The 10,503-nt window shown below is 51.1% G+C and carries 6 protein-coding genes, 15 tRNA genes, 1 rRNA gene and 3 pseudogenes; 23 read left to right on the top strand and 2 right to left on the bottom strand.

Annotated features, from left to right (window positions below; translation table 11 throughout):
- The 22 genes and pseudogenes from AP057_RS00125 to AP057_RS00020 form a co-directional block, all read left to right on the top strand.
- Nucleotides 1-467: ribosomal RNA gene (locus AP057_RS00125) — 23S ribosomal RNA — on the top strand; the annotation flags it as partial.
- Between the two features lie 104 nt (nucleotides 468-571).
- Nucleotides 572-646: transfer RNA gene (locus AP057_RS00120), tRNA-Asn, on the top strand.
- A 4-nt stretch (nucleotides 647-650) separates the two neighbouring features.
- Nucleotides 651-741, top strand: a tRNA-Ser gene (locus AP057_RS00115).
- 14 nt (nucleotides 742-755) lie between these two features.
- Nucleotides 756-827: transfer RNA gene (locus AP057_RS00110), tRNA-Glu, on the top strand.
- 9 nt (nucleotides 828-836) lie between these two features.
- Nucleotides 837-912: transfer RNA gene (locus AP057_RS00105), tRNA-Val, on the top strand.
- A 158-nt stretch (nucleotides 913-1,070) separates the two neighbouring features.
- Nucleotides 1,071-1,147 (top strand) — tRNA-Met (locus tag AP057_RS00100).
- Nucleotides 1,148-1,152: 5 nt separating this feature from the next.
- Nucleotides 1,153-1,228: transfer RNA gene (locus tag AP057_RS00095), tRNA-Asp, on the top strand.
- 133 nt (nucleotides 1,229-1,361) lie between these two features.
- Nucleotides 1,362-1,437: transfer RNA gene (locus tag AP057_RS00090), tRNA-Phe, on the top strand.
- A gap of 173 nt (nucleotides 1,438-1,610) precedes the next feature.
- Nucleotides 1,611-1,686: transfer RNA gene (locus tag AP057_RS00085), tRNA-Thr, on the top strand.
- A gap of 6 nt (nucleotides 1,687-1,692) precedes the next feature.
- Nucleotides 1,693-1,777: transfer RNA gene (locus tag AP057_RS00080), tRNA-Tyr, on the top strand.
- 7 nt (nucleotides 1,778-1,784) lie between these two features.
- Nucleotides 1,785-1,858 (top strand) — tRNA-Trp (locus AP057_RS00075).
- 17 nt (nucleotides 1,859-1,875) lie between these two features.
- A tRNA-His gene (locus tag AP057_RS00070) sits at nucleotides 1,876-1,948 on the top strand.
- Nucleotides 1,949-1,964: 16 nt separating this feature from the next.
- A tRNA-Gln gene (locus AP057_RS00065) sits at nucleotides 1,965-2,039 on the top strand.
- 5 nt (nucleotides 2,040-2,044) lie between these two features.
- Nucleotides 2,045-2,116: transfer RNA gene (locus AP057_RS00060), tRNA-Gly, on the top strand.
- 9 nt (nucleotides 2,117-2,125) lie between these two features.
- Nucleotides 2,126-2,199 (top strand) — tRNA-Cys (locus AP057_RS00055).
- Between the two features lie 61 nt (nucleotides 2,200-2,260).
- A tRNA-Leu gene (locus AP057_RS00050) sits at nucleotides 2,261-2,343 on the top strand.
- 44 nt (nucleotides 2,344-2,387) lie between these two features.
- A complete protein-coding gene (locus tag AP057_RS00045; protein ID WP_235468406.1) occupies nucleotides 2,388-2,906 on the top strand; it encodes an IS630 family transposase in 519 nt (172 codons plus the stop codon).
- Between the two features lie 304 nt (nucleotides 2,907-3,210).
- Entirely contained in the window at nucleotides 3,211-3,555 is a 345-nt protein-coding gene (locus tag AP057_RS00040) for a DUF6176 family protein (protein WP_012749497.1), read from the top strand.
- Nucleotides 3,556-3,955: 400 nt separating this feature from the next.
- Nucleotides 3,956-4,093, top strand: coding sequence for a hypothetical protein (locus tag AP057_RS17330; RefSeq protein WP_162489996.1), 138 nt, complete (start codon nucleotides 3,956-3,958; stop codon nucleotides 4,091-4,093).
- Nucleotides 4,078-5,187, top strand: a pseudogene (locus tag AP057_RS00035) (bifunctional 2',3'-cyclic-nucleotide 2'-phosphodiesterase/3'-nucleotidase); the annotation flags it as partial. The gene AP057_RS17330 and the pseudogene AP057_RS00035, both read left to right, overlap by 16 nt.
- An 812-nt stretch (nucleotides 5,188-5,999) precedes the next feature.
- Nucleotides 6,000-6,632 (top strand): annotated as a pseudogene (locus AP057_RS00025) (LysE family translocator).
- A gap of 84 nt (nucleotides 6,633-6,716) precedes the next feature.
- A complete protein-coding gene (locus AP057_RS00020) occupies nucleotides 6,717-6,944 on the top strand; it encodes a hypothetical protein (RefSeq protein WP_033016373.1) in 228 nt (75 codons plus the stop codon).
- A 36-nt stretch (nucleotides 6,945-6,980) separates the two neighbouring features.
- Here the strand turns inward: AP057_RS00020 and AP057_RS00015 are convergent, their stop codons facing one another.
- Together AP057_RS00015 and AP057_RS00010 are read right to left on the bottom strand one after the other, a co-directional pair.
- Complete coding sequence (locus tag AP057_RS00015; RefSeq protein ID WP_055357767.1) at nucleotides 6,981-7,607, bottom strand: LysE family translocator; 627 nt, start codon at nucleotides 7,605-7,607, stop codon at nucleotides 6,981-6,983.
- Between the two features lie 130 nt (nucleotides 7,608-7,737).
- A complete protein-coding gene (locus AP057_RS00010) occupies nucleotides 7,738-8,688 on the bottom strand; it encodes a cation diffusion facilitator family transporter (protein ID WP_055357766.1) in 951 nt (316 codons plus the stop codon).
- Nucleotides 8,689-8,875: 187 nt separating this feature from the next.
- Here AP057_RS00010 and glgB point away from each other — a divergent pair.
- Nucleotides 8,876-10,099 (top strand): annotated as a pseudogene (gene glgB / locus AP057_RS00005) (1,4-alpha-glucan branching enzyme); the annotation flags it as partial.
- Nucleotides 10,100-10,503 lie beyond the last annotated feature (404 nt).

Below are 10,503 nucleotides of genomic sequence, written 5' to 3'. Positions count from 1 at the left end.
AAGCTACCCCGGGGATAACAGGCTGATCTCCCCCAAGAGTCCACATCGACGGGGAGGTTTGGCACCTCGATGTCGGCTCATCGCATCCTGGGGCTGTAGTCGGTCCCAAGGGTTGGGCTGTTCGCCCATTAAAGCGGTACGCGAGCTGGGTTCAGAACGTCGTGAGACAGTTCGGTCCCTATCCGTCGCGGGCGCAGGAAATTTGAGAGGAGCTGTCCTTAGTACGAGAGGACCGGGATGGACGCACCGCTGGTGTACCAGTTGTCCCGCCAGGGGCACCGCTGGGTAGCTATGTGCGGACGGGATAAGCGCTGAAAGCATCTAAGCGTGAAGCCCCCCTCAAGATGAGATTTCCCACCGCGTCAGGCGGGTAAGATCCCTCGAAGATGACGAGGTCGATAGGTCCGAGGTGGAAGCGTGGCGACACGTGGAGCTGACGGATACTAATCGATCGAGGGCTTGACCTATAAGCGGCTTCTTCCGACGGTTATCTAGTTTTGAAGGAATGAAAAAAAGTCCTTGACAGCTCAACGCGAATCATTATAATAATAAATGTCTAAAGTGATGTCATTCCGCAGTAGCTCAGTGGTAGAGCAATCGGCTGTTAACCGATTGGTCGCAGGTTCGAATCCTGCCTGCGGAGCCATCGTGGAGAGCTGTCCGAGTGGTCGAAGGAGCACGATTGGAAATCGTGTAGGCGTGAATAGCGCCTCAAGGGTTCGAATCCCTTGCTCTCCGCCATGATTCATCAACATGGCCCGTTGGTCAAGTGGTTAAGACACCGCCCTTTCACGGCGGTAACACGGGTTCGAATCCCGTACGGGTCACTTCTTCGTGGAGGATTAGCTCAGCTGGGAGAGCACTTGCCTTACAAGCAAGGGGTCGGCGGTTCGATCCCGTCATCCTCCACCATTTTTAATCGTTGTGGAGTGGAGCGACGAGCCTTTGCTTCATCGAATTCACTTCGAGTTACCTCGACGCATCTGGCATCTTTGAATCAGCTTGTAGAGGAAGAGGTAACGGATAACAACGCTAAGAACATTGTGCAAATTAATTTACTTTCCTATCGCCGCGGGGTGGAGCAGTCCGGTAGCTCGTCGGGCTCATAACCCGAAGGTCGCAGGTTCAAATCCTGCCCCCGCAACCAAAATTGGTCCCGTAGTGTAGTGGTTAACATGCCTGCCTGTCACGCAGGAGATCGCGGGTTCGAGTCCCGTCGGGACCGCCATTGTTTCAAAATTATGAAAAGAGACAGCTCAGTAGTTCAGTTGGAGTTGCCTCAACACATCTGGCTTCCTCGAATCAGCTTGTAGAGGAAGAGACACGGTGCAGTACAAGCAAAGCAATGAAAAACTTAATATGGCTCGGTAGCTCAGTCGGTAGAGCAAAGGACTGAAAATCCTTGTGTCGGCGGTTCGATTCCGTCCCGAGCCACCATATAACAATAATGTGCATCATATGTATGCCAACTTAGCTCAATTGGTAGAGACGAGCATCCGCTTCATCGAATCGGTTGCGAGTTGTCCCGACGCATCCAGCTTCTTCGAGTTGGCTGGTAGAGGAAGGGACACAACAAATGAACAATGAGCCGCGATTTATATCATAGTTATGCCGACTTAGCTCAATTGGTAGAGCAACTGAATCGTAATCAGTAGGTTGCGGGTTCAAGTCCTGCAGTCGGCACCATTCTTTGGAGGGGTAGCGAAGTGGCTAAACGCGGCGGACTGTAAATCCGCTCCCTTTGGGTTCGGCGGTTCGAATCCGTCCCCCTCCACCATGATTAAAGGGGCATAGTTTAATGGTAGAACAGAGGTCTCCAAAACCTCCGGTGTGGGTTCGATTCCTACTGCCCCTGCCATTTTGATTATCATTATGGCGACTATGGCGAAGTGGTTAACGCACCAGATTGTGGCTCTGGCATGCGTGGGTTCGATTCCCACTAGTCGCCCTTCACTTTTCGGCGTTGGGGTATAGCCAAGCGGTAAGGCAACGGACTTTGACTCCGTGATGCGTTGGTTCGAATCCAGCTACCCCAGCCAATGACGCGGAAGTAGTTCAGTGGTAGAACACCACCTTGCCAAGGTGAGGGTCGCGGGTTCGAGTCCCGTCTTCCGCTCTCGATCAAGGCGGCATAGCCAAGTGGTAAGGCAGAGGTCTGCAAAACCTTTACCCCCGGTTCGAATCCGGGTGCCGCCTCCATCTAATGAATATAAAAAGTGTTGACAGACATGAAGTAATGTGATAAAATAATGCATGTCGCGCCGATGTGGCGGAATTGGCAGACGCGCACGACTCAAAATCGTGTGGGCTTTGCCCGTGTGGGTTCGACTCCCACCATCGGCATCGAAAATAGGAAGAAGGCTTTAGGGACAAGGGGTTTCACGTAAGTGAAATCTCTTGTTTTTTTATTTACTGAATACGATTCGAGAAAAGAAAATCGTGTGCGTACAATCGTGTTCGGTGAGGTGAAATGGAAAGTGCCTACGTACGGCCATCATGCCCACGTTTCTGTATTTGGGGCGGTGAATGTGCTCAATGGGGACACCGTTCTTCATCGAGCAGTCGCTGCGAATGCGACGACGTTTTTGGATTTTTTAAAGATCTTGAAGAGCCGTTATCCAGACCAGCTGATCGTGCTCGTGCTCGACAATGCCCGCATCCACCATGCCAAAATGGTGAGAGATTTCTTGCGCCAAGAAGGGGAATCGTTTCACTTGATCTTTTTACCTCCTTATTCCCCACAGCTGAATCCCATCGAACGCTTGTGGAAATGGCTCAAGGATGCGGTCATTGCCAATGTGTTTCACAAAGATCAAATGGATATTGACCAAGCCATTGCCCGGTTTATGGAATATATAGATCAACAACCGGAAGAGGTGCTTCGATGCTTGGGGTGTGCAGCGTGATGCAAAGGTTAACTTTTCAAGGTGCATTTATATAGTTAAGTGTAAAATTATAGAAGGAATTATATAGATAGGAAGCGAAATAGAGTAGAAAGATAAGGTGAAAAACGAACGTCTAAGCAAGGGATGCTGCTCGATGTAGTATGCTATATCATTTTTCTGTTAGTTGTCTGGCATGTGGCGCACGGTCACATTGATGACTATTATGCGACGCTTATCTCCACCGTTTTCGGCATGGCATACAAGATATACTGCTTTCTTTCTATATTTTGAAGCTCATCAATAAATAGAAAGGTGGAAGCATGAGATGAAAGTAGAATTAAGCAAATTTCGCGTAAAGGAAGGAAAATCGAAGCGGGTGGATGAATGGATGGAATTATTAAACACACATATGAACGAGGTGCTGTTGACGCTCAAAGATGAAAAAATGCATGTCGAAGCGATCTTCCGCGAGCGAAATGAGGAAGGAGAGTTTCTTTACTGGTTCTCTGTTCAGGGAGAAGGCGGGATTTCCGTAGAAGAGTCCGAACACGAAATTGATAAAAAACATTTGGCGTTCTGGTATGAGTGTATTGATGAGGAATATAACGAACCTGTGATCACGACAGAAGTAGTGATGATTCCAGAGCATATTCGTAAGGCGATGGAGTAAGCAAGTTTGAGAAGTTAATCATGAATCTAATTTTTTATTTTATTTCCTTAATATTTAAAATAAAATATTATTGTCAAGGGACAACAAAGAATGGGGGAATAACGGAGGCAATCGAAAAGCCGCCCTTGCCTTTATCGAATGTTACCTTTGGCGGTGTTCGGTTGGTCAAGGGTTCGCTTCGCCGAATCCGGCAGGTTTTCTCTTCGACGGGCTCAGGAGGACAAAAAGGTCAGGTTGTCTCTTGTTGGAGAAACGCTTGTGCCATGGTGATCAGCTTCGTTCACTGGGCCGACATATGCGATAGCTCGGCGAGCTCCGGGATGACGACCGGCACCCGGTCTTCGAGCGCGCTATGCGGGCGCAGAAAGATGACAATGATTTGATGAGTGGGAGATGGACATTGAAAAAACGGAAGAAATACGCGGCGGCGAGCGTGGTGTTGGCGTTGGGGCTGCTGGCTCCTTCGTTTGGGCCGACGGCGGTAGGCGCGGAGGAGCGGGACGTCGTCAAGCTGCGCATTTTAGTGGCGTTCCGGTGACGATGCCGGGTTCATGGGGCGATACGCTCGGCGTGATCGACTTGACGGTCGAGCAAGTCGACGGAAAATGGAAAGTGACGCAAGCGAAAGCCCAACTCCGTCCAGTGTATGACAAGGCGACGAAAACGCCGTTGGTTGACAGCGATTCGGCCGTCGAGCAGGCCATTCAGGCGGAGCACGAAGCGACGATCCAGTACGTCCGCAGCCCGGTTGGAAAAACTACGAGCCCGATCAACAGCTATTTTGCACTCGTTCAAGATGATCCGTCCGTGCAAATCGTCACGAACGCCCAAAAGTGGTATGTGGAAAAAATGTTAAAAGGGACGCAGTATGAAGGCCTTCCGGTGCTGTCAGCCGGCGCTCCGTTCAAGGCCGGCGGGCGCGGTGGACCGAGCTATTACACGGATATTCCGGCAGGGGAAATCGCCATTAAAAACGTCGCCGATTTGTACTTGTATCCAAACACGGTGTATGCGCTGAAAATTACGGGAGCCGAGTTGAAAGAATGGCTTGAGTGGTCGGCGGGACAATTCAACCAAATCGACCCGAACAAGACAGGCATTCAGCCGCTTGTCAACAACGACTTCCCGACGTACAACTTCGACATTATTGATGGCGTGACGTACGAGATCGATGTCACCGAGCCGGCGAAATACGACAAAAACCAAAATGTGATCAATCCGAAAGCAAACCGCATTAAAAACTTGCGATTCCAAGGCAAACCGGTGACGGCGAAGATGGAATTTATCGTTGCGACGAACAACTATCGGGCGACGACGAACCGGATCATCAATCCGGGCGGGAAAAACACGATTTTGGCCGCGCCGGATGAAAACCGGCAAGTGATCATCGATTATATTCGCGAAAACGGAACGATCAACCCGTCCGTGGACGGCAACTGGACCTTTGCGCCAGTGAAAGGGAAAGCATCGGTGACCGTTTCCTTTGAATCGTCACTGGAAGCACAAAAATATTTGCCGCCAGACAGCCGCATCCGCTATGTGGCGACATTGTCCAACGGGTTTGCCCAATACGAACTTACGCTGTTGTCTTGGAAAGAAACGAAAACAAACCATTCGAAAGAGCTAGAAAAATCTGGACGTTAAGAAGAGGTTGGAAAAATAGCAGGTGATTTAGGAGGCAGGTGATTTCGTATAAAATACTGCTAGTTCCAGCTGTTTCTTAATTAGAACAACCTTGCGGAATCAATCTTCTTTTTCGGCGAAATGCCGCTGATTTGCTCGTGACAGCCGTTTTTTACCGGCCTTTTAGGTGACACGAAAATGTGACTAAAAGTATTTCTGGCGCTACTGCCATTTTTTCCATTTCGAAAATATCGCCTTTTTGACTGACGATGAGAAGAAGATCTTTTACGTTAACGTCATTTCCGAAAGAAGTCTCCCACCTCAAGGAATGTGAAGAGCGATCGATCAATGAGTAGGTGGGAGATGAATTTCGGTTGGCCATCGCCGATGAATATGATCGTCTATGGTTCAAACCGACACCTTTGGAACGAAGGGAAGCGTAAAGGGTTCTTGTTTGTGGCTTACCGTTCAGTGAACACGCACAAGTCGCTTGAAGCCCCTGCCTCTAAGCGAAGCGTAGGTGGTGGGCAGTTCACTTCTAACAAGGACAGTGAAAAACAGCCGCTTTCGTTGAGCGGGCGGTCATGGAAGGAAAAAAGATGTTCGATTGGGGAAGCGCTGCTTGTCCGACCGGGCGCTACCCATCATCTGCTTTTTCGAAGGCCGGTGGACATCGAGGTTCTTGGGATCATTCGTTTTGGAAAACGGAACGATTTTGTCACTGTATCTGTGGTGAAGCCCCCCACCTTTTGTAACATTGCCCGAAAGCAGTGCCACTGTCCATGGATGATTGTTTGCTAGCTTGGTCAGGAGGGAGACATGTGTTAGGCATTACAAGTTACGGGATGTATTTGCTGGCGTCGATTTTGATGCATGCCACTCCGGGAGTGGATACGATGTATATTATGGGGCGCAGTGTGGCGCAAGGGAGAAAAGCGGGCGTGTATTCGGTGTTGGGCATTTCGACGGGGGTGTTCATTCATACGTTGCTCGCTGCGTTTGGCTTGGCGGTGATTTTGCAGCAGTCGGTTGTCTTATTTACGGCTGTGAAAATCGCTGGCGCAGCGTATTTGGTGTATCTTGGCATCAAAATGATGCGGCAGTCGACGCCGCCAGCGTTGGAGTCCGAGGAACTGGCGCCGATGAAGCTGAACAAGATTTATTAGCAAGGCGTGACGACGAATGTGATGAATCCGAAAGTGGCGTTGTTTTTCCTTTCGTTTTTGCCGCAATTCATTCAAACGGATCAGCCATACGGCCCGCTTCCGTTTCTGCTGCTCGGCGTTTCGTTCGTGGTGACGAGCACGCTGTGGGGGCTTGGCGTCGTCTATGTCGCCGCGCTAGCGACGAAACGGATGCGTCAAAACGCGAAAATGGCGCTTCTTGTCAATCGATTGACAGGGATCGTGTTTATCGGGCTTGGTGTGAAGCTGCTGCAAACGAAAGCGTCGTGAGCGAGGGCGAACGGCGTCAGAAAGCATGATCCTCACCTGCCTGAAAGCGCGGGCGGTGATTCGGTGCGGAGGTTGGCTAGAGGAATGGGGACGGATGACAAAGGAATAGCGGTGATTCTCCTTGTGGCGGGAATCGGGGTGTTTCCGTTTGGGATCGTGATCATTAAGCAGCAGTGGGAAGAATACAAGAAGAAGGAGGGGCGTGAGCGGAGAATAGTCTTGTTTTTTGAAATGATCGATCTTTGGTCAACATGGGTGCTATTTCTCTCCCTGCTCCTCATATTGGGAGGCGCGGCACTGTTGTGGAGATGAGCAGAAAAGAGGGCAGCCGCCCTCTTTTTTCTTCCGCTACGACCGCTCGCTGACGGCGATTTGGATGCCGATCAGCGCGAAGATGGCGCCTTTGAGCCAATGGATTCGCCTAGTGATGGCGGTGTGGGCCGAGAGCCATTGGCGCAGTTTTTCCGCACCGATGCTCACTAAGGTGAAGACAGCGAGAGCTTGAACGAGAAAGATGACGCCTAATACGAGCATTTGCTGCGGGATCTGGCCCGCTGACGGATCAACGAACTGCGGCAGGAGCGCCAAAAAGAAGAGCGACACTTTCGGATTGAGCACGTTCATGACAATGCCTTTTTTGTACAGCGAGGCGTATGCCATTGGCTTCTGCCTCCCAAAGGAGAGGCCCTCGTCTCGTTCACGGAACGCCTGCCAGGCCAGGTACAGCAAATACACAGCGCCTGCATATTTGACGACGGCAAAGGCCAAGGCGGATTGGTAAATGACAGCCGAGACGCCGAGCACCGCCGCGCTGATATGGACAAGCAGGCCGGTGCACAGCCCGAGCGCGGTGGCGATGCCTGCGTGTTTGCCTTGCGACACGCTTTGGGCGATGACGAATAAAATGTCCGGGCCCGGCGCCAATGTAAGCAATATGGCGACGCTGAAAAACGAGAAGATCGTTCCGATTCCCATGAGGCATCCCTTCCTTCGGCATGATGACTCTATATGTTCGCCGCGGATCGTATTGATTCCTTTTTGTTTGAAAGGGAAAATGGACAAACGAAAAAGCCGCCCATGCCATTCAAAGCAGAGGCGGCATTTCCTATTCATGGGAAGCTTTTTTCTCCAAAAACGCCCGGCCATATTGGCCATGGTCGTGGAGCATGGCGTGCTCGACTTGGATCGTGGCATGCTCAATGCCGTATTTTTCCTTCAGCATTTCATTCACCGCCAAAATGACACAAAGCGGCTGGATGTGCTCGCTGACAAACACATGGGCCGACAGCGAGTAATGGTCGGTGGAGATGGCCCATAAATGCATGTCGTGCACGTCTTCGACCCCTTCGATCTGTCGAATGTCGGCGCGGATTTGTTCGAGATCGAACCCATCAGGTACGGCTTCCATTAAGATGAGATACGATTCACGCATAATTTTCGCCCCGCCTGTGAAAATGATGGCGGCGATCACGAGGCTGATGATCGGATCGAAAATCGTCCAGCCGGTGAAGTAAATGAGCAGCGCGGACACGATGACGCCGATCGAGCTGATTAAGTCGCCGATGAAATGCCAAAGGGCGCTCTGAACGTTCAAGTTGTCTTCTTCTTTCGTGCTCCGGCTTAAGACGATGGTCAACGTCAAGTTAACGATGAGGCCGATCGCCGCGATTCCGAGCATAAGACGAAAGTTGATCGGTTCAGGATGAAGAAAACGCTGAATGCCTTCCCATAAAATCCACAGCGCAATGACGGCCAACGTCAGCCCGTTCAAAAACGATGTGATGATTTCAAATCGCAAAAAACCGAACGTAAAGCGGCGGTTCGGCGGGCGCGTTGCCATGTAGAGGGCGACCATGCTCAATCCAAGCGCCAATACATCGGATGCCATATGGACCGAATCGGACAAGAGGGCGAGCGAGTTGGAAATCAGTCCGCCAATGATTTCAACGACGGTGAAAAACATGGTCAACAAAAGCGTCACCCAGAGCGCTTTTGTTGATTCATGTTGCGTTTTGACGTGCGGGAGATGGTGAAAATCGTACAGTGTTGGAGCCATAATGCACCTCCGTTATTTATAAATTATAATATAAAAATCCGCTTGTGTGCAAATGAAATTTCGACAGCGAGAAAGAGCGGTTGTTGGAATTTGTCTAAAAATATAGACGAACAATTCAAGGAATGAATCCTGCTGCTGGCGAATAGGAGTCAATATTGTGTATGGCCATCATCTTGCTTCAGAAAGGATGCGATCGAGCTTGATTGCGGCGAATCCGACGGATTTGGAAGTGTATTTGTTTCATGAAGGCAGCTTGCATAAAAGCTACGAGCTGTTTGGCGCCCACGTGATCGATGAGGGCGGAAGGGCCGCCACCCGCTTTTGCGTCTGGGCGCCGCATGCGCGCGACGTGCGCCTGGTCGGCAGCTTTAACGGCTGGGACGGGGCGAAGTTCCGCCTCACCAAAGTGAACGATGAAGGAGTATGGACGATCGTTGTCCCGGAAAACTTGGAAGGGCATTTGTATAAGTATGAGATCGTCACGCCGGATGGGCGGGTGCTGCTGAAAGCGGACCCGTACGCGTTTTGCTCCGAATTGCGCCCCCACACCGCCTCGATTGTCTACGATCTGAAAGGATACCAGTGGAACGATCAGTCTTGGCAGCGGAAGAAGCGGCGAAAGCGGATTTACGAGCAGCCGATGGTCATTTATGAGCTCCATTTTGGTTCGTGGAAGAAAAAGGAAGGTTGTTTTTTGACGTACCGTGAGATGGCCGACGAACTTATCCCGTACGTGCTAGAGCGTGGATTTACGCACATTGAGCTGCTTCCGCTTGTCGAGCATCCGCTCGACCGTTCGTGGGGGTATCAAGGGACCGGCTATTATGCGGTGACAAGCCGCTACGGTGCGCCGCATGATTTCATGTATTTCGTCGACCGCTGCCATCAGGCAGGAATCGGGGTCATTCTCGATTGGGTGCCGGGGCATTTTTGCAAGGACGCCCACGGGTTATATATGTTTGACGGCGCCCCGACGTACGAATATGCGAACGAAAAAGACCGGGAAAATTACGTCTGGGGGACGGCGAATTTTGACTTAGGCAAACCGGAAGTGCGCAGTTTTCTCATCTCCAACGCCTTGTTTTGGCTCGAGTATTACCACGTCGACGGATTCCGCGTCGATGCGGTCGCGAACATGCTGTATTGGCCGAACAACGACCAGCTCTATGAAAACCCGTATGCGGTCGAGTTTTTGCGCAAGTTAAACGAAGCGGTGTTTGCCTATGACCCCAACGTCTTGATGATCGCTGAAGATTCGACCGATTGGCCGCGGGTGACGGCGCCGACGTATGACGGCGGGCTTGGCTTTAACTACAAGTGGAACATGGGCTGGATGAACGACATGCTGAAGTATATGGAAACGCCGCCGCATGAGCGGAAGCATGCACACAATCAAGTCACCTTTTCCCTCCCTCTAGAAATGTTGATTTATCAAGGCTTTTCGGCCCCTCAGGGGTGTCCAAAAAATATTTTTCGACAAAATCTCTTACATCCTTTTTCAGTTTTGTGGATATCTTACAGACCTAGGGTGCGCTTCGCGGCCACGGCTGGTTATATTTTCCTGCCGTGGGGGAAGCGTATTCGATGCACCCTTTGGATCTCCGCGTCGCTGATGAGGACGAACCCTCCCATGTCTCCGGGCGTCTTCGCGCCAACATTCCCTCGTTCGGTCTCGTCATCAGGCGGAGGCCGGCCAAGCTCCTTTRGGGACTCAAGGTCGAATGGATAAAATCACGCCAGCTTCTCCGGTGTCATCTCGTTGTCCAACGATTCTTCCGTTCGCAGGGGGAGGCCTTAGGCCGCCCGTTGCACCTG

Source organism: Geobacillus sp. Sah69 (assembly GCF_001414205.1).
Taxonomy (GTDB): Bacteria; Bacillota; Bacilli; order Bacillales; family Anoxybacillaceae; genus Geobacillus; species Geobacillus stearothermophilus.
Note: the sequence above shows the minus strand (reverse complement) of the source record. Positions and strands in the feature narration are given on the sequence as shown.